This is a genomic window from Pedobacter gandavensis (genome assembly GCF_032678745.1).
Classification (GTDB): domain Bacteria; phylum Bacteroidota; class Bacteroidia; order Sphingobacteriales; family Sphingobacteriaceae; genus Pedobacter; species Pedobacter gandavensis_C.
This window is the reverse complement of the sequence record NZ_JAVTST010000009.1, coordinates 159407-182968: the sequence shown is the minus strand read 5'-3', so window position 1 is coordinate 182968 and position 23562 is coordinate 159407. Positions and strand designations below refer to the sequence as shown.

20 protein-coding genes are annotated in these 23562 nt (G+C 40.8%); 6 read left to right on the top strand and 14 right to left on the bottom strand.

The window, feature by feature from the left end:
* Nucleotides 1-11: 11 nt before the first annotated feature.
* Nucleotides 12-1748 (bottom strand): GMC family oxidoreductase, encoded by a 1737-nt coding sequence (locus R2S10_RS22055; RefSeq protein ID WP_316842585.1) that lies wholly within the window; start codon nucleotides 1746-1748, stop codon nucleotides 12-14.
* Between the two features lie 125 nt (nucleotides 1749-1873).
* Nucleotides 1874-2392, bottom strand: coding sequence for a low affinity iron permease family protein (locus R2S10_RS22050; RefSeq protein ID WP_316842584.1), 519 nt, complete (start codon nucleotides 2390-2392; stop codon nucleotides 1874-1876).
* A gap of 169 nt (nucleotides 2393-2561) precedes the next feature.
* On the opposite strand from R2S10_RS22050, the gene R2S10_RS22045 reads away from it, so the two are divergent.
* Nucleotides 2562-3134: a DUF4142 domain-containing protein gene (locus R2S10_RS22045; RefSeq protein WP_316842583.1), complete on the top strand. Its 573-nt coding sequence runs from the start codon at nucleotides 2562-2564 to the stop codon at nucleotides 3132-3134.
* Nucleotides 3135-3191: 57 nt separating this feature from the next.
* On the opposite strand, the gene R2S10_RS22040 is transcribed toward R2S10_RS22045, so the two are convergent.
* Together R2S10_RS22040 and R2S10_RS22035 are read right to left on the bottom strand one after the other, a co-directional pair.
* Nucleotides 3192-4772, bottom strand: a complete 1581-nt coding sequence (locus R2S10_RS22040) for a L,D-transpeptidase family protein (RefSeq protein ID WP_316842582.1) — start codon at nucleotides 4770-4772, stop codon at nucleotides 3192-3194.
* 58 nt (nucleotides 4773-4830) lie between these two features.
* Nucleotides 4831-5337 carry a DUF892 family protein gene (locus R2S10_RS22035; RefSeq protein ID WP_316842581.1) on the bottom strand — a complete coding sequence of 169 codons (507 nt, stop codon included), beginning with the start codon at nucleotides 5335-5337 and terminating at the stop codon, nucleotides 4831-4833.
* A 244-nt stretch (nucleotides 5338-5581) separates the two neighbouring features.
* Here R2S10_RS22035 and R2S10_RS22030 point away from each other — a divergent pair, with 244 nt between their 5' ends.
* The 3 genes from R2S10_RS22030 (at nucleotide 5582) to cls (ending at nucleotide 9002) form a co-directional block, all read left to right on the top strand.
* Entirely contained in the window at nucleotides 5582-5791 is a 210-nt protein-coding gene (locus R2S10_RS22030; protein WP_316842580.1) for a DUF551 domain-containing protein, read from the top strand.
* A 67-nt stretch (nucleotides 5792-5858) separates the two neighbouring features.
* Complete coding sequence (locus tag R2S10_RS22025) at nucleotides 5859-7460, top strand: Na+/H+ antiporter (RefSeq protein ID WP_316842579.1); 1602 nt, start codon at nucleotides 5859-5861, stop codon at nucleotides 7458-7460.
* Between the two features lie 90 nt (nucleotides 7461-7550).
* Complete coding sequence (cls, locus tag R2S10_RS22020; protein WP_316842578.1) at nucleotides 7551-9002, top strand: cardiolipin synthase; 1452 nt, start codon at nucleotides 7551-7553, stop codon at nucleotides 9000-9002.
* A 107-nt stretch (nucleotides 9003-9109) separates the two neighbouring features.
* On the opposite strand, the gene mgtA is transcribed toward cls, so the two are convergent.
* The 8 genes from mgtA to R2S10_RS21980 form a co-directional block, all read right to left on the bottom strand.
* Nucleotides 9110-11794 (bottom strand): magnesium-translocating P-type ATPase, encoded by a 2685-nt coding sequence (gene mgtA / locus R2S10_RS22015; protein ID WP_316842577.1) that lies wholly within the window; start codon nucleotides 11792-11794, stop codon nucleotides 9110-9112.
* Nucleotides 11791-12501, bottom strand: a complete 711-nt coding sequence (locus R2S10_RS22010; protein WP_316842576.1) for an MgtC/SapB family protein — start codon at nucleotides 12499-12501, stop codon at nucleotides 11791-11793. Before R2S10_RS22010 ends, mgtA begins: the two co-directional genes overlap by 4 nt.
* A 206-nt stretch (nucleotides 12502-12707) precedes the next feature.
* Complete coding sequence (locus R2S10_RS22005) at nucleotides 12708-14075, bottom strand: HAMP domain-containing sensor histidine kinase (protein ID WP_316842575.1); 1368 nt, start codon at nucleotides 14073-14075, stop codon at nucleotides 12708-12710.
* A 22-nt stretch (nucleotides 14076-14097) separates the two neighbouring features.
* Nucleotides 14098-14781: a response regulator transcription factor gene (locus R2S10_RS22000; RefSeq protein WP_316842574.1), complete on the bottom strand. Its 684-nt coding sequence runs from the start codon at nucleotides 14779-14781 to the stop codon at nucleotides 14098-14100.
* A 193-nt stretch (nucleotides 14782-14974) separates the two neighbouring features.
* Nucleotides 14975-16135, bottom strand: a complete 1161-nt coding sequence (locus tag R2S10_RS21995; RefSeq protein WP_316842573.1) for an iron-containing alcohol dehydrogenase — start codon at nucleotides 16133-16135, stop codon at nucleotides 14975-14977.
* Nucleotides 16136-16197: 62 nt separating this feature from the next.
* The gene (locus tag R2S10_RS21990; RefSeq protein WP_316842572.1) at nucleotides 16198-17193 is read right to left on the bottom strand and encodes an NADP-dependent oxidoreductase; all 996 of its coding nucleotides are present in this window, start codon (nucleotides 17191-17193) and stop codon (nucleotides 16198-16200) included.
* 19 nt (nucleotides 17194-17212) lie between these two features.
* On the bottom strand, nucleotides 17213-17650 hold the full coding sequence (locus tag R2S10_RS21985; RefSeq protein WP_316842571.1) for a MarR family winged helix-turn-helix transcriptional regulator: 438 nt from the start codon (nucleotides 17648-17650) through the stop codon (nucleotides 17213-17215).
* Nucleotides 17651-17761: 111 nt separating this feature from the next.
* Nucleotides 17762-18253: an Lrp/AsnC family transcriptional regulator gene (locus R2S10_RS21980; RefSeq protein WP_316842570.1), complete on the bottom strand. Its 492-nt coding sequence runs from the start codon at nucleotides 18251-18253 to the stop codon at nucleotides 17762-17764.
* Nucleotides 18254-18385: 132 nt separating this feature from the next.
* Here R2S10_RS21980 and R2S10_RS21975 point away from each other — a divergent pair, with 132 nt between their 5' ends.
* On the top strand, nucleotides 18386-19780 hold the full coding sequence (locus R2S10_RS21975) for an MFS transporter (RefSeq protein WP_316842569.1): 1395 nt from the start codon (nucleotides 18386-18388) through the stop codon (nucleotides 19778-19780).
* Between the two features lie 12 nt (nucleotides 19781-19792).
* Here the strand turns inward: R2S10_RS21975 and R2S10_RS21970 are convergent, their stop codons facing one another.
* Complete coding sequence (locus tag R2S10_RS21970; RefSeq protein ID WP_316842568.1) at nucleotides 19793-21361, bottom strand: ATP-binding protein; 1569 nt, start codon at nucleotides 21359-21361, stop codon at nucleotides 19793-19795.
* A gap of 119 nt (nucleotides 21362-21480) precedes the next feature.
* On the opposite strand from R2S10_RS21970, the gene R2S10_RS21965 reads away from it, so the two are divergent.
* Complete coding sequence (locus R2S10_RS21965) at nucleotides 21481-22788, top strand: HAMP domain-containing sensor histidine kinase (RefSeq protein WP_316842567.1); 1308 nt, start codon at nucleotides 21481-21483, stop codon at nucleotides 22786-22788.
* 11 nt (nucleotides 22789-22799) lie between these two features.
* Here R2S10_RS21965 and R2S10_RS21960 read toward each other — a convergent pair whose 3' ends face one another.
* Nucleotides 22800-23459 (bottom strand): hypothetical protein, encoded by a 660-nt coding sequence (locus tag R2S10_RS21960; RefSeq protein ID WP_316842566.1) that lies wholly within the window; start codon nucleotides 23457-23459, stop codon nucleotides 22800-22802.
* Between the last annotated feature and the right edge of the window lie 103 nt (nucleotides 23460-23562).

Sequence of the window (23562 nt, the reverse complement as noted above, 5' to 3'; positions counted from 1 at the left end):
CTTTAAACAGATTAAATATTTTGTTTCTTCTTTTGATCCAGGATATATTCCGCAGTTCTCATAGAAAGCGCAAGAATGGTCCAGGTTGCATTTTTATCTCCTTGCTGAACGAAAGGCGCTGCATCGACCACAAATAAGTTTTTACACTCATGTGCCTGACACCATTTGTTCAGTGCTGATTTCTTAGGATCATCACCCATTCTGATGGTACCCACCTCATGGATGATCTTTCCTGGTGCCTCTAAACCGTAATTGGTTTCCGGACCAGGGATATCAGAAGTAATAATGGCACCCATCGCATGCATCATCGACTGGAAAGTATCTTGCATGTGTTTCGCCTGTTTCACTTCTTCATCAGCCCATTGGTAGTTGAATCTCAATACAGGAATACCGTATTTATCGACTACTTTAGGATCAATTTCGCAATAGTTGGATTCTCTGGCGATAGCCGTTCCTCTACCAGCCATACCTACTGAAGCTCCGTAGAAACGTCTGTAATCATCTTTTAACGAAGCACCATAACCTCCTGCTTCTTTCATTTTACCATCTCTTCCCGGTACCATACCGTTCAATTTAGTAGTACCTCCGCCAAATCCATAAGCCGGCATTCCCATACCACCCCAATATTCAATATGGTAACCACGAGGGAAATCCAGTTTTTTATTGTCTAACCACCATGGAGAATAAATGTGTACACTACCTACACCATCTTCATTGTAACGCTTACGGTCCATCAATTGAGGTAAGAAACCACTTAAGCTGGCACCGGTAGAATCGTGTAAGTATTTACCTACAATACCGCTTCCATTGGCCAATCCACCTGGGTGAGCAACAGATTTAGAGTTCAACAAAATACGTGCAGACTCACAGGCACTGGCACCAAGAACTACTGTTTTTGCAGATACCTGATACTCCAGTCCGTCTTTTTTATTGACATACGAAACACCGGTAGCCAATCCATTTTTATCGGTCAGCACTTCTCTAACCATCGCATCTGTAATCACCGTTAAGTTACCGGTTTTCACTGCTGGGATGACTAAACAAGAAGAAGAAGAGAAGTCACCATATACTTTACAACTACGTCCACATTGTCCACAGTAAAAACAAGGTGCGCGGTCTTTATTATCCGGTAAAGCTTCTGTTAACACAGATCCCCTACCAGGAATTACAGTTACTCCGGTTTTTTCACCGGCTTTCTTAATGAACAGTTCATTTAGCCTTGGTTTTGGTGGCGCCATAAAGATTCCATCAGGCTCATTTTCGATTCCTTCTACAGATCCATAAATCCCAAGAAGGCGGTCTATCCTATCATAAAAAGGTTTTAGCTCTTCATACGTAATAGGCCAGTCGTCGGTTAGTCCATCCTTACATTTAAAATCCAATGGACCCATTCTTAAGGAAATTCTTCCCCAGTGGTTGGTTCTTCCACCCAGCATTCTTGACCTGAACCAGGCAAATTCACTTCCAGATTTTTGTGTATATGGCTCGCCATCTAATTCCCAACCTCCATATGAGGCGTCAAAATCGCCAAAAGGTCTTGTAGTAGATGCACCGCGTCTTGGGGATTCCCAAGGCCATTTTAACTGTTGTGCGTCGATTCTTGGGTCGAAATAAGCACCAGCTTCTAGCATCAGTACTTTTTGACCGGCATTGGCCAATACGTATCCGGCCATACCTCCGCCTGCTCCAGACCCTACGATAACAACATCGTAGACGGTAGACGATTTTTTGATTTGAAATTCACTCATATATTTGGTTGAATGGTTGATGATCTAATATTATAAAAATCTCACTAAATATGCAAATAGCTGAATCAAGAATGAATCTTAATAAGCAGGATCGTTAATATGTAAACAAAAAAATACAAGAGAAATCAGGATTTGGCATCCGTATTATTCTCTTTACTCTGCTGAGCTTTAGTATTTTTTTTATCGCTCTCCTCTACCGGAACAAGCTTAGCTTTTAAATTATGTCGCTTTACAGCAGCATCAATAGAGTGAGACTTATGAATGTCCTGATCGGCTGCTGCGATACTGGATAACTTTTGATAATACTTATGTAGCACATCCAGTTCAGTTTCTGTCAGGTCTTCTATATCTACCATTCGGTTACTGGCATGCTTGCTGGCAGCAATCAGCTCATTCAATTTTAACTGGATTGCTTTAGAATCTTTGTTCTGACTCTTCTGAATCAGAAAGACCATTAAAAAGGTAATGACCGTCGTTCCTGTATTGATCACCAGCTGCCAGGTATCGGAGTAATTAAATATTGGACCAGAAAGTATCCACACAATGACTATCAGAAAGGCGATTCCAAAAGCCGCAGGGCTTCCTGTCCAATTCGTGATCTTAGTTGACGCTTTCTCAAAAAAGTTTCCTTTGCTATTTTTCATTTAGGGTATAATTATGTTTTTCAGCTAATAACATCCTCTTTATTAAAAAGTTTCAGATAGCCCCCGACGAATGTCCGGGCATTTATCAGCTACTGTTGTTCTAAATTACTCAAAACATTTCAGTTCCAGATTTGTAATTATATTAACGTTAAACTATAAATCAAACGCTATGAAAAACAAACATTTACTCGCCATTCTCAGCATGGTGATCCTTTCCTTTTCCGCCTGCCGGAATACCGACAAAATCAACGCTGATACTCCTGATTCGACCATTGCGCAGGTGATCCCGGATACTGCAAATGTGAACCGAGGTGGGGATGTCAGTACATTTTTCCAGGAAGCAGCTATCGATGGCATGATGGAACTTTCTTTAGCAAAACTTGCTGCTGAAAAATCTACCAACAAATTAATCAAACGATATGGGGAAATGATGGTAAAAGACCACACCAAAATTGCTAAAGAATTACAGGCATTGGCTGCCAGTAAGAAGATTACTTTACCAGCTACACTTCCTGCGGCCGACTTAAAACATATAGAAGAACTCAAAAAAATGGATGTTGCTGCATTTGAAGACCATTATATAAAAATGATGATAAAAGACAATGCTGCAGCAATAGACCTTTACAAAGCCGCGAGTGTAACTGGCGATGTTAAAATCAGGAATTTTGCGACTAAAGCATTAAGGATGTCGGAACGCCATTTCAAACGTGCAAATGAAATTAATGCCGATGCCGGTTATTAATGACAAAAAACATAGCGATTATACCATAAATCCGTCATCTAGTATGACGGATTTTTTTTATTCTGCGATCATCTGTCCGGCTTTCATTGCTTCGTATAAGCGGAGGTCTAATCCATAGATGTCATTTCTGATTTGCAACAGACCTTTAACATCCACCCAGGCGGTAATATAGGTCAGGTATACCGGTATTTTGACAGGTAGTCCGATATATTTGGCCCTTGGATAGGAACGATCCATTGCGGTCTTAATCTGATCATAGGTTTTTCCTGCTCCGAATAAGACGAGCGCAAGTTCCTTCGGTTTTTCCACCCGCACACAACCATGACTAATGGCTCTGACTTTTTTCTTAAAAGCAGATTTAGTTGGCGTATCATGAAGGTAAACACTGCTATTATTATTGAAAATAAACTTAATCTTACCCAGGGAATTCTGTTCGCCAGGACGCTGTTTAAAGGTATACTGAGAAACGTCTACGGTTGCCCAGTCTATATTTTGCGGTGCAGCAAGACGTTTTCCATTCTTGTACACATCAATATCATTGTTGCTGAGGTAATAAGGATCATTGCTCGCATACCTGGAAATTTCCTTCCGGGCAATACTCGCAGGAATATTCCATATTGGATTCACCTGCACACTATAAATCATACTGTTCAATTGCGGAGTTTCTTTTGTCCCTTCCGGCTCAGTTTCGGTACGCCCCTCTCCTACACATACTTTCATTTGCAAGGTAGAAACTCCCTTTTCCATCACATCTAAGCTGAAATCAGGAATATTAACCCATACATATTTCTCTGTATCATTGGGTTTATTTTTCCAGCGTAAGCGTTCCAGGTTTAGTTTAATCGTTTGCGCAGCATCTTCTTTATTTCGGTTGATGGCTCCTGTCCCCGCTTGTAAGGCCTTTTGCAAGGACCGATAAGCTGCAGAAGAAGGCTGGATACTATCCAGGAAAAGCAATAGATCCGGGGCATTAAATACCCGCATTATCTTTGAACTGTCTGGCGAAGCCGTTTTGATGAAATAGTTTTTATCCAGGCTGTCAGGACGAATGACTCCATACTGAATCGCCTCACTATATTTAAGCAAAGCAGCGGCCATCAACAGTTCCAGCTTCATCTTTTCCGGATATTTTAAGGAGGAACTTTGCTTTTCCTCCAATTCGCTAAGGCGGGCGTTGATTTCATTCAGGTAGAAATAATTGGTATCCAGGCCATGCGATCCAGTTTTTCTTAAGTACTCATCGATTATTGCTGGCTTTTCCCTCAATTGATCTATTAAAAAAGGGCGATATTGATGGTTTTTATATAAGCTATCCAACCATTTGGGATGATCGGTACGGGCACTATCGGCCCATAAAAGCTTTTTAAAGGTAGCAATAGAATCTTGTTGTCGTTTGCTATACTCCTTGCGCTGTGCTTTTTCCTGAACGCGGGCGCTCTCCTGAGCCTGAGCCTCAGCCATTTCCAGGCTCTTATACTGATACTCCGCTTCCTGCACAGCAGATCCTTTAGGAGGACGTTTTATCGCGCAAGAGGAAACAAAGGCCATCCCTAGCAGCAACAAAACAAGCCATCCTTTTCCTTTCTCTACAAAAACAATCCCCTCAAACATAGACAGATAGATGTAATTTACTAACACCTGACCATTTCTATTGTTTCTAATCTCTCGTAAAAAATGAATTAAAATTGCAAGGCATCTATTTTGCTGCCGGATTTATAAAATTTCTGGCGATTTCTGTCAGTTGCAAATCCGTCCTTTTTTCATCCTGAAGGCATTCTTGGATCAGTAATCTCACTTTATGATGGCATAATTCATCTGCTAAAGACATCAGGTTTCCATAAGAACTGATTTTATAATGCTGTATAATCTGGACCAAACACACCACTGCAACATCCCTTAATGGGGTGCCTGTCTCCATATTTTTGATCATTTCTGAAGCTTTCTCGGTTAAGCAGCCAACAATTTCACACTTTCCATTTGTTCCGTCCCGATTAAAACGAGCCAGTATGGCCATTAAATGTCCGAGGTGTTTTTCTGTAGTCTGCATATTGAGAACTAGCACTTCCTTCAATATGTCATGCCCTGCGGCGATTCCTAATGCAGCAAAACATTTCATGAATTTTTTTTCTGCATCGTAAACATCTTCCAGTCCATCAAGGAAGAAATCTTCCAATCCCATTCTTTTCCCCATATCTTTCATCATAAAGGAGCTGATTCAACAATCACGATTTAACCTATTAAATTTCGTAAAATAAACAACAAAACACAAGTAAAGCACTGTATTTAAACCATATAGTGACAAATATCGCCATTTAAAAAAACCGATTAATTGATAGATTGTTTTAGTAGACAGAGAAAAGACCGATAAGACCATCTGAGGGGAATATCAATGAACCAGAAAAATAATCAAATCCCAGGGTTTACCCTATCAAAAAAAACAAATCAAGATGAGAAAATGGATTTCAACAAAAGCCAGACTGCCGATGGATCATGAATACAAATTAATTAGTGTAGTTAGTCCTGAGCTGGAATATGGCTATCAAATCGCGAGATACAACACCCATTTCCAGGCATGGGAATTACAGGAAGAAGAAAGTTTAAGCCCTTGCCTTAAAGTAAGCGGATGGATGGATTTGCCCGAATTGTGTACCACATAAATAGATAGATTTTTAATATATTGAGGTCAGATTTAGATCATTCAACTGAAAACTAACGTTCTGCCTTATGTTTAGTGAAACGCTCCTTTTGATATTGGTATTGCTTTTTGCCGTATTCCTATTGACGATGCTGGCTCAAAAGCTCAAAATCTCTTACCCTATCTTCCTAGTTATCGCGGGACTGGGCATTAGTTTTATCCCGGGAATACCAAAAATCGCGATAGAGCCAGAAATGGTTTTCCTTATTTTTCTTCCTCCGCTCCTCTACGAATCGGCCTGGTATACTTCCTGGAATGATTTCTGGAAATGGCGCCGATCAATCGCTATGCTGGCCTTTGGCCTTGTTTTCTTTACTTCAATTATTGTCGCTTTTGTATCCACAGCAATGATTCCTGGATTTACTTTAGCCATGGGATTCCTTTTAGGTGGCATCATCTCACCTCCTGATGCCGTGGCGGCAAACTCAGTTTTAAAACACATAAAAATCCCGAAACGACTCACAACGGTGCTGGAGGGAGAAAGCCTGATCAATGATGCTTCCAGTTTAATTGTCTTCCGCTTTGCCTTAGCCGCTATTTTATCAGGACAGTTTTCGATGCAACAAGCCGTCGGACAGTTTTTTCTGGCTGCAGGAATGGGCGTAGTCATAGGTCTCGCCATAGCACATATCGTTTATGTGGTCCATCGTTTCTTACCCACTACCCCCAGTATTGATACTGCTCTGACCCTAATGACACCCTATTTTATGTATATCGGCGCAGAGCATTTTCATTTTTCCGGCGTCATGGCCGTAGTGTCAGGTGGCTTATTTCTCTCCTACCGATCACATGAAATCCTATCGCATAGCGCTTCCAGAATCCAGGCCATCAGCGTATGGGCCACACTCGCCTTTGTTTTAAACGGGCTGGTGTTTATCCTCATCGGACTGGAGCTGCCTATCATTATGGAAAGCCTCGGTGATTATTCCATCCTACAAGCCATTCATTATGGCCTGATCATCAGCATCACCATCATTATCATACGCCTGCTGTATACTATACTACTGGCCTATATCCCTAGCTGGCTGGGCAGCAATAAACGCGCAGATCCGGTAAATCCCTTATGGAAAGGTCCTGTAATTGTAGGCTGGGCAGGAATGAGAGGAGTTGTTTCTTTAGCTTCAGCACTTTCAATCCCTTTACTATTGCGCAGCGGCGAAGCTTTCCCACACCGCAGTCTTATTTTATTTATCACCTTTATCGTGATTCTCGTGACCCTCGTTTTTCAGGGGCTGACCTTGCCATTGGTCATTAAATGGACCGGAATTAAAGACATTGAAGATTTCCCACCAGAAGGAGAACAGGAGGCCGGAATTCGTTTAAGATTGATGCAGGCAGCACTAAAAAGACTAAATGAAAATTTTGTGGAGGAGATGAAAGAAAATGAACTGATCGGATTTTTAAAGAAACAACTGGAAAGCGATATTTCGATCACCAATCAGCAGTTGGAATCCTTGGAATGTGACACCACAGAAAAACTGGAAATCGCCAGATACAATGCCGTCTTAATGGATTTATACAGTATCCAGCGCAAAGAATTATACCAGTTACGGAAAGAGAAAACATTTAGTGATGAACAGATTAGAAAACAAGAAAATCAATTAGATTTAGATGAAGCCAGACTCATTTAATCCAGCTTTTTTCTCGAAAAACCTATGTTATCTTAGCTCAGGCCAAACAAAATCGTCTTTTTTCGGTATCTAAAGTAAATTGATTCTTTTATGAAATGGATTCTCGTTTTAGAAATTGCCTACGTTCTCTTTATTATCGCGGTTTGTCTCCGAATCATTTACGATACCCGTTCTGTAAGCAAAACCCTAGCCTACCTCTTGCTTGCGGTTTTTTTACCAGTGATTGGTGTGATCATTTACTTTTCATTTGGCATCAATTATCGCGTTAGAAAGATCTACAACAAAAAGATCATCTCTGATGAGATTCAGTTACAAAAGGTCACTTCCAGGATCATGAGTAATTCCGCCAAAACCATTGAACAAATGAACCCTGCCCTTCAAAAGTTTAAGAAACTCAGTCAGTTGTTATTAAATAGCAATACGAGCGGCCTAACCGGAAATAATGAAGTTAAACTTCTGATCAACGGAGAGCAGAAATTCCCGGAAGTATTACAGGCATTACGGGAAGCAAAGCACCATATCCATTTAGAATATTACATTTTTGAAGATGAAAAGATCGGCAATGAAATCAAAGCGATCTTAATCGAAAAGGCAATGGCAGGCGTACAGGTTCGTTTGATCTACGATGATTTTGGTAGTCGGTCGATACGGAAAAAACTTGTCCCTGAACTTAGAAAAGCCGGAGTTCAGGCTTTTCCCTTTTACAAAGTGATTTTCATTGCACTGGCCAACCGCCTCAATTACAGAAACCACAGGAAGATCATCATCATCGATGGAAACATTGCATTTACCGGCGGTATCAATATCAGCGACCGCTATATCAATGATCCTGCTTACAATGACGAGCTGTTCTGGCGCGACACTCATTTAAAAATCAAGGGAACCGGCACGCATTACTTACAACACCTGTTCATCTCCGACTGGAACTTTTGTGCAGAGGAGGAACTGGAAATACAGCCGGAGTTTTTCAATTTTGAAGAGAACCCAAATGGGAAAGTCGACCTGCAAATCGCGGCAAGTGGTCCAGATTCAGACCATCCTACGATTCTGCTCAACCTGGTTCAGGCCATCGGTATGGCAGACCGGGAAATTTTAATCACCAGCCCATACTTCATCCCTGGAATTAGTTTGCTGGATGCACTTTATGTGGCTGCATTAAGTGGCATCAGCATTAAATTGTTGGTTCCTTTTGAATCAGATTCGATATGGGTAGCTGCCGCAGCAAGATCCTACTACCAGGAGTTATTGGATGTTGGGGTCGAAATATATCAATATCAGAAAGGATTTATCCATGCCAAAACAATGGTAATTGATGAACAGCTGTCCTTTGTCGGAACCGCAAACATGGATGAACGTAGCTTCGAGCTGAACTTTGAAGTGAACACAGTAGTTTATGATGAAGATATTGCAAAGCAATTAAAAGCAGCTTTTGATGAAGACCTGCAGGTTTCCAAACTCATCGATGCTGAACTGTGGTGTGCAAGATCTGCATGGGTACAATTGCCGGAAAAAATAGCGCGTTTGCTCTCTCCATTGTTGTAAGAGAAGCTTCTATTTTCCCGGCAAGACCATAAACCAGCTCAAACTCATTGTTTACAAGGACTAAACAACAAAATATCAGATTTTTTATCAACCATAAAATCAGGTACTTACAGCCACTGATTAAACTTTTTAATAAATAAAGTTTTCACATACTGCGTCAAAAGACAATAAGCTGTCAGAATTCCAAACAACCATGGAAAATAAGCAATTGGTAAGGCTTGTAACTTCAATATGGCCGCCAAAGGAGTAAAAGGAATTGCGATACCGAGCAGTACAATTAGCGAAGTTAAAGCGATAACAGGAGCTGTTGCCCAACTTTGGATAAAGGGAATTTTACGGGTTCTAATCAAATGAACAATTAAGGTTTGAGACAATAGTCCTTCTACAAACCAACCGGTTTGAAAGAGCGTTTGGTGTTCAGGACTATTGGCCTTAAAAACAAAAAACATCAGCGCAAAGGTCGCATAATCAAAGATAGAACTGATTGGCCCGATAAAGACCATAAACCTGCTGATCCCTCCGGCATCCCATTTCTGGGGTTGTTTTAAAAACTCTTCATCCATACGATCCCATGGAATGGAGATTTGGGAAACATCATACAACAGGTTCTGAATGAGTAAATGGATGGGCAACATCGGCAGAAAAGGCAGGAAGGCACTTGCACCCAACATACTAAACATATTCCCAAAGTTACTGCTGGCGGTCATTTTGATGTATTTAATGATGTTTCCAAATGTGCGTCTACCGTAAATCACGCCTTTACGAAGTACCATCAGGTCTTTTTCCAATAGAATAATATCTGCACTTTCTTTGGCAATATCGACTGCGGTATCCACAGAAATCCCTACATCTGCTGCCCTTAATGCTGCTGCATCATTGATTCCATCGCCCATAAAGCCCACAGTATGTCCCTGACTTTGGAGTAACTTTACAATCCTGGACTTTTGAACAGGACTTAATTTTGCAAAAATACTGGTCGACTGCAACTTTACAGCAAGCTCCTCCTCTCCCATCAGCTCGATTTCATGGCCAAGTAACACCTGCTGAAATGGAATCCCAACTTCTTTACAAATCTTTTTTGTCACAATATCATTATCGCCGGTCAGAACTTTTACACTGATTCCCAGTTCCTCCAGCGCTGCTATTGCTGGCCTGGCTGATGGCTTTGCTGGATCTAAAAAACCGATAAAACCCGTTAAGACTAGGTTATGCTCTGCTGCAACCTTATAATCTGAGGGACGCGGCTCATATTCTTTGATTGCCACTAACAAAACCCTCAAGCCATCTTCATTGAGTTTTCTTGAAGTATGCAGTACCGTATCCCGCATTTGCTGACTCATGGGCACAATGGCATCATTTTCCAGGTGTAACTGATGGTTCTCTCCTGGCTCAAAAGTATGGGAACAGAGATCCAGCATTTCTTCCACTGCGCCTTTACAAATCAACAAGTGCTTTCCATTCTGCTGCTCCAAAATCACACTCATCCTCCTCCGTTGAAAATCAAAAGGAATCTCATCCACTTTTTGATAATCTGCTGCTACATTCAGGTAGTCATGAAGCTCCAGGTGTTCCAACACTGCCAGATCCAGTAGATTTTTCAATCCGGTCTGGTGAAAACTGTTCAAATAAGCCCATTTCAAAACCTCATCATCATCTTCTCCAAAAACATTCAAATGTCGCTCTAAAATGATCTTATCCATGGTCAGCGTCCCCGTTTTATCGGTACATAAGATGTCCATTGCCCCAATATTCTGGATGGCATTCAATCTTTTTACGATCACCTGATGGCGGCTCATCTGCTTAGCACCTTTGGCTAGGTTTGCGGTCACAATCATCGGTAACATCTCAGGAGTCAGGCCTACCGCTACTGCAACTCCAAAGAGCAGGGCCTCCCACCAATCACCTTTGGTTAACCCGTTTACTACAAAAATCAAAGGAACCATAACCAGCATAAAACGAATCAATAGCCAGCTCACTTTATTCACGCCTTTATCAAAACTTGTTTCCGAACGTTTGCCACTAATCGCTCTGCCAACCGCAGCAAAATAAGTCAGGTTTCCGGTGTTGACTACTACCGCCATTGCCGTACCACTCAATACATTGGTTCCCATGAAACAAATATTATCCAGCTCTAAAGGAGATTTGCAGTCTGCATCAAATATCGCCTCCCCGCTTTTTTCCAGGGGATGGGATTCCCCGGTCAGCATCGCCTGACTTACAAAAAGATCTTTAGACTGAATCAAACGAAGGTCTGCAGGAATCATATCTCCTGCACTCAAAAACACAATATCACCTGGAACAATTGCTTTTAACTCCAGTTCCATCCGACCAAACCCTTTACGCAGTACGGTAGCCGTGGTTTTTACCATACTTTTCAAGGCTTCAGCTGCCTTATTGCTACTAAACTCCTGCCAAAAACGAAGCAAAGAACTCAACAACACCATCAAACCGACAACAATAACCGTTTTATAATCCCGCTCCGCTTCATTAGCAAGCGCTACATCCATTATAAAGGAAATCAGCAGCAAGATCACCAACACGGCAACAAAAGGGTTTAAAAAGGCTTGAAATAACTGAACATACCAGGCTGTCCCCTGTTCATGATCTATTTCATTCCAACCGAACAGCTTTCTCTTTTCCGCAACAGCGGTTGTTCCTAAGCCATCCTTCCCCGTATTGAGCATCGCATAAAAGAAAACAGGTTCCGTTCTGGCCACATTTCTTAGCTTGGTGGTCGCTACTTCATCATAACCAGCAGTAGCAGGTAGATGATTCTTTTTTAATCTTTTCATAATTCTGATTGTTGTCCTGTTAATTCCCAGCTTACCCGCATCACATCTGCCTCTATGGTGAGTCTGCTCACCATTTTCTCCATCAACTCATCCTGATTTCCTACGGCAATGATCTCCGCGGTAATAATTGCATTGACCGGATCTCCATTATCGCTGCTGGTCAAAGCCCTTAACATCAACTTTTCGTGATTCCCAAGATTTTGCAATAGCAATACGCGAATGTGATTTTCCACGCGCTCTTTACATTTGATCGAGATCAGATATTCAGTTTGTGCAGATTCACTTTTAGGATAAAAGGCGATTTGACCTAGCCGGACCGCAATAGGCCGAAGGATCAGGTGGGCAAGAATGATGAAAGTAGTTGCAATGGTCGCTTCCGGATAAAAGCCCATGCCGCAGAGCGCTCCAATAGCAGCCGAACACCATAAGGTAGCTGCGGTATTCAGGCCGCTTACATTCAGGCCATCCTTCATAATCACTCCTGCGCCAAGGAAACCAATACCACTCACGATATAAGAAGCGACCCTGCCACTGGCATCACCACCGATTTTCACGGCAAGTGTGATGAATATTGCCGCACCAAGAGCGACCAGTGTATTGGTCCGTAAACCAGCAATACGTTGGCGCCATTGGCGCTCTATACCGATGCCTGCCCCTAAAGTAAGGGCCAGTAACAAGCGGCTACTAAAATCTAATGTTGTTAACATAGATGCGATTGTTGCTCCCTTTTCAGAAAGCAGCAAAAACAACTATTCTGAGGAGGGAAAGTAAATAAATAAGGAATTACAACACGGGGGCTGATCCATAGGGTTTGTTTATTTTGATGGCACAAAAATACCTCTGGCCTTTGAAAAAGGCCGTTAGGACAACATTAGAAAGCTATTAGAAAGTCATTAGCGCTGTAAAACAGCAGTTAGATATGCCTCAGGGTCAGGATAAAAGTACTACCCTCCCCAGGTTCAGAAATTACGACAATTGTGCCATGATGCAGGTCTACAATCTTTTTAGTCAGTGCCAATCCGATGCCATTCCCTTCGGCATAATGCTGATTTCCACCCCTAAAAAATGGTTCAAACAGTTTAGCGCGGTCTGCTTCCGAAATACCAATTCCCTGATCCACAAAACGGAGAATGGTTTGATCCCTATCATAAGCGATTGAAACTGTAGATTCCTTATGTTCAGAAAACTTACAATTATTCTCCATCAGATTGATAAAAGCGATTTTCAAGAGATATTCATTGCCACGAATAGAAATAAAATCGTCATCTTCTGCTTCCTGATCAAAGATCAGCTTCACTTTATATTCCGGCTGATGCTGCAATACTTCATTTCTGGCATCCAGCAAAACTTCATCAAGACGCAATTCTTTGAAACTGATCACGGCCTGGTCGTAATTGGCATTGGCCAGATCCAGTAAGCTCGTAGACAATCTTGCCAATTTCCTAGCATCTTTTAGCGCTAATGCGATCGCATTCTGATAGGCTAAGACGGTCCGTTCTTTATTTTGGGAGATCTCCAATTCTGCAATTACAGTAGCCAGAGGGGTTCTCAATTCATGAGAGATATGCGCAACAAATTCCTTTTGCGCTTCAAAAGAATGCGCCAACCGGTCCAGCATTCGGTTAAAAGTAAGCGCCAGCTCTGCAATTTCATCCTTACTATCTGTTACTTTTAAACGCTGATCGAGATTTTTAGCACTAAGTTCCTCAATTTCATCTACCATTTCTGCCACAGGTTTTAAGGCTCTTTTTGCAAAAAAATAGCCTGCAAAAATGGTCAGCAGCAGACTTCCAAGAACCGATACCGTTAAAATAAACCGAAGCTTACTCAACTTTGCCAAGCCGTACTCATCTTTTGCAGCGGCCGTAATCACATAATCCCTGCCTTTATAGGGGTACAAAAAACCTACGGCCTGTAACTGCCCCTGATTAAACTGAATCTCCCCTTTAGCCACAATCTCGCCGATCATACTTTTTGTCTCTTTGATCTTATCAATGTTCACTGCATCATGGTATAAGAGATGAAAAGCGGTGTCATAAACGGCCACCTCTTCCTGAAAAAGGTTATTTGGCGCATTTTTATAGATCAATTGCAAGACGTCTGGTGCCACTTTAGCATCCAGTAAAAGATTGGTTTTGGTGATGGCCAATTGCTTTAAACGCTTAAAATACTCGTCTTCCCTATTCTCTGCTGAAGAATAATAGATGAAAAAAGCAAAGCCACAAATGATCAATGTAAAAAGAAGTGTAAACAGAAGAGTCAGCTTATAACGGATTTTCACAGCTTTGCAGATTAATACAGTTTTAGCTTTCTCTAAAGATAAAGCCCATTCCTGTCTTGGTATGAATCAATTTGTTTTCAAAGTTCTTATCAATCTTTTTTCTCAGGTAGTTCATGTAGACATCAATGAAATTGGTTCCGGTATCAAAATGAGTATCCCAGACCTTTTCAGCGATTTCTGTACGGGTCAAAATCCGCTCTTTATTGCGCAACATATACTCCAACAATTTAAACTCTTTAGGGGTAAGGGCAATCTCGAGGCCCATGCGGTATACTGTGTTCGTTTGAAGGTCCATTTCCAGATCTGCATATTTTAATACCCTGACTATTGGCAACTGCAATGCCTTCTGATTGCGGTTCAGCAAGGCCTTTATACGGGCATGAAGTTCCCGAAAATCAAAAGGCTTCACCAGATAGTCATTAGCTCCGGCATCAAAGCCTTCGAGCTTATCTTCTGTAGTGCCCAATGCTGTTAACATGAGGATTGGAATTTCTGGCCATACACTCCGGATTTCCTGACAAAGTTCAATTCCATTCATCAATGGAAGTACAATATCAGTAATGATCAGATCATAACGATTGGAGATCATTAGCTTTTTACCCATCATCCCGTCATAAGCCAGCGTTACCTGATACCCATGTTCTTCTAGCCCCCTCTTAACGAGTTCTGAAACACGAAGATCGTCTTCGACTAATAGCAACTCCATATTTATCATCCTTTTTTATCTATCCTGAAATACTTCCGAAGAAGGCTGAAAGCGAATATCCGGAATTATTTCTGATTCCGGCAGGTAAAGCTTTTTTAAGGAAAGCTCAGGACATAAAGTTTAAAACGACAAATGCCGGATTCCTGAAACAATTTCAAGAACCCGGCATTGCCTGATTTAGCTTCAAGAAAGCTTAATAGCTCATTTCTACAATTTTCTCTACATCAGCTGGAGCAAGTGTTTTATGCTCACCTAATCCTAACCAGCCTCTATCTGTAAAACGTTTCGAAATCTTCTGTGCTGTTCCTTCGAAATCATCGGTATATTCAGAAAGAGAAGTTTTAATTTCCATTGAATGGAAGAAATCTTCAGTTCTCGCAATTGCTGCGTTAGCGATATCATCGATGCTACCAGAAGTAATTCCCCATACACGCTGACCGTATTGCGCCAGTTTTTCTTTTTTCGCTTCAAAGTTATAACGGTAATGACTTGGTGCAATAATCGCCAGGGTTCTCGCATGATCAATTCCGAACAATGCTGTCAACTCATGCCCCATCGCATGAACCGCCCAATCGGTAGGTACACCTTTTTGAATCAATCCATTCAAGGCCATCGTACAGCTCCACATAAAGTTAGCAGCAGATTCATAATCTTCAGGATTCTCAATCACTTTCGGACCTACTTCAATCAAAGTTTGCAGGATACTTTCTGCAAAGCGATCTTGTAAGTGTGCCCCTGCAGGATAAGTCATATACTGCTCTAAAACGTGCGTAAAGGCATCCGTCACCCCATTCACCAACTGGCGCTTAGGAATTGACCTGATCACTTCAGGATCCAGGATAGAAAATTCCGGGAACAAACCAGGACCGCCCATAGCCAGTTTTTCCTGTGTTTCCTTGCGTGTAATTACCGCACCTGAATTCATTTCTGATCCGGTAGCCGGCAAAGTCAATACCGAAGCAAAAGGTAAACCTTTCTCTGTTCTGATATTTTGTGTCAGGATATCCCAAGGTTGATCACCATCGTACAATGCTGCTGCAGAAAGGAATTTCACCCCATCAATCACAGAGCCACCACCAACAGCCAACATATAAGTTACCTTTTCGGCTTTGATCACTTTCAGTGCCTCCATTAAAACCTCATATTCAGGATTTGCAGGGATTCCCGAGAATTCCAATACTTCAAAACCCTGTAATGCGTCTATGACCTGATCGTACACGCCATTAGTTTTGATGCTACCACCACCATAAAGCACTAATACTTTAGCGTCGGCAGGGATTTCTTTACTGATCTTTTTTATTTCACCTTTTCCAAAAATGATCTTGGTTGGGTTTTTAAATTCAAAATTTAACATCTTGATTGGATTATTTTATTTTAATAATAGTTTTTTCTTTCGGTTGAGGGTTTGATAAAGTCTTAAACTTTAACTATCATTTTACCTTCATTTTTACCTTCAAAAAGATCCATAAAGGCTTGTGGAATCTGATCAAACCCTTCCACTACAGTTTCTGCGTAAGTCAGTTTTCCTTCTTTCAACCAGGTACTCATTTGAGCAATCGCTTCCTGAAATTTATCTGCAAAAACAGATACAATGAAACCCTGCATTAAAGCACTTTTAATGACCATCGTAGTTTGAATACGAGGTCCAACATCTGCTTTGGTATTGTTATACAATGAAATCGCACCACAAACCGGAATACGTGCATACCTGTTGATATTGGCCAATACACCGTCAGAAATCGCAGCACCAACATTATCGAAATACACATCTACACCATTCGGACAAGCGGCTTTTACAGCGGCTGTTATATCTGTAGTCGTTTTATAATTGATGGCTTCATCAAAGTGAAATTTAGATTTTAGCAATTCTACCTTTTCATCGGAACCTGCAATCCCCACTACTCTGCAGCCTAAAATCTTACCAATCTGACCTACAACCGATCCAACAGCACCCGCAGCACCGGAAACCACAATGGTTTCTCCTGCTTTTGGTTTACCGATTTCCAGCAAACCACAATAAGCTGTTAACCCTGTCATACCTAAAATCCCCAGATAAGCACTTAGATTTGCAGCCTTAGGATCAACTTTAATCAAGCCCTTTCCATCATGGCTTTGGTATTCTTTCCATTCCAGGTTTCCGGAAACAAAGTCTCCCTTTTCAAAACCTGTCAATTTACTATCTATAACTTCGGCAACTACACCCGAAGACATCGGTTTATGTAATTCAAAAGCTGGAATATAGGATTCCGAGTCATTCATTCTGCCCCTTAAATAGGGATCTACAGAAACATATGTTGTTTTCAACAATACCTGTCCATCATTAGCCACTGGCATTGCTTCTTCTATAAATTTAAAATCACTTAACACCGGTTTTCCTACCGGTCTTGCGTTCAAAAGAATTACTTTATTCATAGCCATTTTCTTTACAATTTTACTTTCTTAATTTCTCCAGGAGATCATTCAACAGGTCCGCATCTTCAGTATTGAGATCCAACACCCCCTGATCAATAATCGCCCTCGCCTGAGTTTTCAACTTTGCTCCTTCCGGACTCAACTTAACATAAACCACACGCTGATCCGATAAGTTTCGTTCTTTCACAATTAATCCCTTTTCCATCAGTTTATTGAGTAACCTGGATACATTAGGCATCCGGTCTATCAAACGATCCTTAATCAGGTTAACGGTAGCCGTTTGTCCCTCCTGCCCATATAAAATACTCAATACATTAAATTGCTGCAGCGATAAACCAGTTGGTTTTAGTGCTACTGCAATCTTATTAAGAATCCAGTTAGAAGTAAAAATGATGTTTGTTGCCGCCCGCTGCTGGGAGGTCAGAAATTGATGTTTTAGTTCTTCTTCTATCTTCATGAGTATAAATTATAAGGCGTTATTGGGATCGAATACAAAATTAGCATCCATGGATTATAATTCCAAGGGATACAAATATAGAATTGCCTGAAAAATGTCATTTTAGAAATGCTATAACAAGTGATGAGTATCCTTAATCGTATCCATCACAAAAATGCTTTTCGTTTGTGCGATCCCAGGAATTTCACTCAGTTTATTCATAGAAAACGAATGGAAGCTCTCCATACTTTCGGTTACAATCTTGAGCATAAAGTCGAAATCTCCGGATATATTGTAGCATTCAGTTACTTCTTTAAAGGCCAATACCGCATCGATAAATTCCTGTGCTGCTTTTTTATTGTGAACCTTTAAAGAGATCTGGACAATCACGATAATTCCTTTATTAATTTTTCGGTTATCCAATAAAGCCACATACTTTCTGATCACCCCTTCCCGTTCCATTCTTTTGATTCTTTCATGGGTGGGAGTTGGACTTAAGTGTACTTTAGACGCGATTTCCCGAATTGTGAGCTTTGCATTCTCCTGCAATAAGCGCATAATTTCATAATCTTTATCGTCTAGAACCAGTGGAGCCTGGCGGACTTGTTCTGTTTGAGGAGCCATATTTAAGATCAATAATGCATTTGTTCTGTTAAATTAGATAATAATACCCATTTGTTCTAAATAAGCAGAACTTATTTTTAGTCTGTGTTATGAAAGTTACCTTTGTAAGGAAAATTTCCCCCATTACATTTTATGACTCAAAGAAAAAATCTCATCCTTGCCATAGCTTCCATTGGTATTTTTATAGAAGCATTGGACATTGCCATTGTCAACCTGGCCATTCCATCTATTCAATCAGATTATGGGCTAAGCAGCGACAAAGTGCAATGGCTACAAACACTGTATGTGTTGTTGTATGGAGGATTTTTAATCATTGGGGGTAAATTATCCGACCTTGTAGGTAAGAAAAACATATTCATGGCCGGCTCAGCTATTTTCCTTTTGACCTCTTTAGGTGCCGGACTTTCCAGCTCTTTCGAGATGCTTGCTTTTTTCCGCGCAGCACAAGGTATTGGTGCCGCATTGATTATGCCTTCCGCCTTCTCTATTGTTACCCATACTTTTACAGAAACACGTGAGCGCGCAAAAGCTATCGGTATTTTCAGTTCATTTGCCGCCATCGGATCAGGTAGTGGTCTGGCACTGGGTGGAATTATCACCACCTATTGGGGATGGCACTGGATTTTCTTTGTTAACGTACCTGTTTTATTTATCATTATCGCCCTTGCCTGGTACTATCTTGCACCAGATGAGTTAAAAAAATCGAAATCCAGACCAGATTTCTTATCAGGCATATTATTAGTGATTGTCCTGTTGATGTTGAGTTATGGCGTTCATGAGCTAGGAAGAATCCGCGAGCATTATCTAATGTTAATCGGACTTACTATTGCAGTTATTGCCGGTTTCAAAATCATTCAACACCGATTAAAAGTTCAGGCAGAGCCTTTAATAGAAGTCTCTTTATTCCGCTCTAAAGCAACAACCACAGGAATCGGAGTCTTCTTTTTATTAGGTGCCTATTTTACCGGATATATGTTTTTACTGTCCTTATTGATTCAGAAAGATATGAATTTCAGTGCAGCTAAAGCGGGTGTTACCTTAGTTCCTTTCAGTATTATTTCTGCTTTGTTTGCAAAATTTGTACTTCCTCCTTTAATGAGAAGACTGAATGTATGGCAAACAGGAGTTTTCGGGATGTCTTTAATGGTTGGTGGTGCTGGTTTCCTACTGGGATCAGTACTAATGGATCATAACCTTATTTTATTACTATGTTCTGCAGCTTGTGTGTCCGGATTGGGCATGACGATCTGTTATACTAGTTTATCGGTAATTTCAGTGCAAGGAATTCCGCCACAGCATTATGGACTGGCTTCCAGTTTGGCTTCAACCTCTTATTTCCTGGGTGGTGGAATCGGACTATCCATCCTTTCCTTATTTATCAGCACACATGAAACCGGAAATTCAGTAAGTAATACTTCGATCCTGGTCTTGTGTGTTTATGCAATTGCCGCACTGGTTTGGCTGGCTTCTTATACTAAGAAACACGTTGCTGTGCAAAGACCTAGTCTTGCAGGAACCGCAGAATAAAAATATTAATTGCTATTGATCCAGTCTTCGGCAGACTGGATCTCTGTAAGTCAAACTATCATCTTTATAATAATGATGCCTTTCCACCTGACAATCTATCGCCACATCTTGCTTCATCGGCAGTCTAAAATAAAACGTAGAGCCTACTTCCAACTCACTTTCAAGCCAAAAACTACCATGGTGTGCTTTTAATATTTCGGAACAGATAAACAGTCCCAGGCCCAAACCTTCATACCGCAATTCTTCATTATCTACCCGGTAATACCGTTCAGATAACCTTTGCATTTCAAAATCGGCAATACCTATTCCGAAATCCTGAATAGAAACGACAATATTATCAGACTTAATTTCCCCCTTTATGATGATTTTACCCCCATTTGGGGAATATTTAACTGCATTCGATAAAAAATTAAGTAGAACCTGTTCTATTCTATCCCGATCGCCATTAAAAGAGACCGCAGTTCCCTGTGTAAGCAATAGCTCATGATCCGGCGATACGGCCTGAACCGTAGCCACCGCTGAGGCCATCATTTCATTGAAACTGAACACCTCTTTCTCAAAGCTCATACTCCCGGAATTGATCTTCGTTACATCGAGTAAATCAGCGATTAGCTGCTCCAAACGGGAGATGTTACTAGCAGATTTCTCTACAAAATCATGTAATTTTTCGGGGTCATTGGTCCTTTTCATCAATTGATTAAAGGCCTTTATGGAAGTTAAGGGTGTTTTCAACTCATGACTGGCTATGGCCAGAAATTCATCCTTCCGCTGTTCATTGGATTTCTGGACGTCGATATTGGTATTGGTACCCATCCACATTTTAAGTTCACCACTTTCGATTAATGGGATGGCTCTTCCCAAATGCCATTTATATGCTCCATCCGCCATTTTCAGGCGAAATTCTACACTGTATTCTGAATTCTGTCCTAAGGCATAACTCCATGCCCTAATGCAGGCTGGCAAATCATCTGGGTGGACGAAAGATTGCCATCCAACACCTCTCAATTCTTCTAATGTTTTCCCAAAATCACGACAACAAATCTCATTTACGTAATTGATAATTCCATGAGCATTGGCTGTCCAAACCTGTTGAGGCATCGAATTCAGTAAAAATTCCAGGTGTTTTTCACTGGCAGCTACTTCTTTCTCCCTTTGTTCTCCTTTTTTCCTGGCGGAGATCAGGTTACCGACGTCATAACTGTACTGAATAATATACTGGATATTTCCATTGTCATCAAAGAATGGAGTATGGGTAACGTCCCAGTATTTTGAGATGGTCTGATCATTGAGATCCAGATCTGGAAGTTCCAATCTCAAAAGTGGTAGCTGATGAGGCTTTCGCGTATAAAAAACTTGCTGAAAGGAGGCCTGAAAGCCCAATTCAAATGGAATTGACGCCTCCTGAGGAAAGAGCTCAAAGAAATTTCTACCTTTTACTTCTGCCCTTACTAAACCATGTGCAGCTAAATAAACATCACTGGCTGTAAGTACTGATAATTCCGGTGAAAGCACCAAATAAGCACCAGGCAGGGTTTCATACGTTTTTAACAGTTCGGCAGGTAGTACAACTAGTTGTTCCATATTCTCATTTCCCCATGCACAAGACTCATACCACAAAATAAAGAATAGATTTTTTCAAAATCATTCTTGATAGTGCTATTATTTTCTACAACATCAATTACTTTGCTTATTTTTAGGTAATGATACCAGAAATCATCTCCCGCATCATCAGTGGTTTTAAAAGGCTGGTCCATTTCCTTATCGGACCAGATGAGCATTTTAAACTTGAAAATCAGATGTTTAATGCCATCTGCATCACTGCCATGATCATTATTGGCTATGATGTCCCTTTCAATTATTACAATGGAATGGGCACCATGGCAAGCCTATTCGCTATCTTATTTGTGGTACTCAGTTTCACCTACTACCTTTCCAGATTCAAAAAAAAATTCAAATACAGCATTGTCCTGTCCTCCCTCATGACTTTAATCGTCTTATCATGTGGTTATTTTTTAAATGGTGGCATTCAGGGACCTTCTCTACTCTCATTTTCTATCGCATTTTTCATGATCATGATCATTTCACCAAGAAATCAGTACTGGTTATGGTCTATACTTTGTTTGGCTGCGGGATTAGGCTTGCTATTTTTTGAATACAAATACCCGGAATCCATTGCTTCCTCCTATAGAGACAGGGTTTCTATATTTGCGGATAGTGCCTCCACTTATATCATTACCATACTGGTTACTTTTATTGGCCTATTTTATCTCAAAACTGCCTATTTTCATGAAAAGCAGGATGCTGCAGCAAAAACAGCAGCTCTGGAGCGAATGAACCATGAAAAGACTAAATTCTTCTCCATCATTGCCCATGATCTTCGCGCCCCAATGGCTTCTATACAAGGCTATATGGAGCTTTTCCGCCTGGATATCCTTAGTGCAGAGGAAAAAGAGATGATGGACAAAAAACTCAGTAAGGCCATTAGTGGTACTCAGGAAATGTTAGACAACATGCTCTCCTGGTCTCGTGCTGAACTAAATGATGGAAAGGCTGCTATGGAAATCAACAAATTGCATGAAGCATTGGATTCCGTAATTACAATTCAAAAGGCCGCATCAAAAGAAAAGAAAATCACCTTTACAGCAGAGATCGACCCTTCCCTGGAATTGTTTTCCAATGTACATATGTTGCAATTGATTGTTAGAAATATCATTGGAAATGCCATCAAGTTCACCCCAACCGATGGCTTAATAGAATTGAATGCGAGCAGGTATGGAAAAAACTGCCTGATTGCCATCCGGGATACTGGAAATGGCATTCCAGAAGAAAATAAATCAGAAATTTTCTCATTGAAAGCACAATCGACCTTCGGCACGGCAAATGAAAAGGGAATTGGTCTCGGATTATTCCTTTGCAAGGAATATACCCAGGCTCAGGGAGGAAAAATCTGGTTTGAAAGCCAAAAAGGGGAAGGAACCGTTTTTTATGTATCCCTCCCATTGATATAAATTCAGGAAAACTAAGAAATACTCAGCTCCTGATCTTCAGCTGTTCCATTGTTAAATATCATTTTTATAGGAAATGATTTTGCCTTTTGATCTGTAGGATACCAATTTCTATCCTCATTTACCAGAATGAGCAATCCTTGTTCATCGCCCAATACTGTAAAATTATCCCGGGCTGGCTGCTTTTCATAAACCTCAAGTCCGTATTTACTCATAATTGTTTCTGCTAAAAAGGGAACATCCTCGGATACGAGTCCGATTTCAGTAACTGCCAATATCGATGAACCCCCAAAATCGGAGTCCGATTCATTGTCAAGGTCGTAACGGCAGATGAATTCCAGCACATTTTCATTATTATCATGGAAATAGAAGGATTTGGCATTCCAAAGTTCGAAGCTGGAAAAATCTGTCTCCGGTGTTACTGAAATGATTTTAATTCTTTTTTTTAGCCATTCATAGGCCTCCATCAGTTTATTCTTAGGGATGTCGAAGGCCATATGATAAACGGGTTGAGCTGTTGTCGCTTCCAGTACAAATGAAAGTTTAGTCCTTCCGATTAAAAAAGACACTTCATTTTCCGTTTTATCATGGGTATCCAGGTTTAATATCTGATTATAAAACGTTTCCGTTTCTGCTAACTGAGTCGTAATGATTTGTAATTCCTTAATCTCCATAACAATCGCTTTTTGTACAGAACAAAGCTAAACCTTAATGGTTGGGAAACATAGGAACAATAATTAATGTCTCCTATAATTGATCGAATCCAAATATTCTATT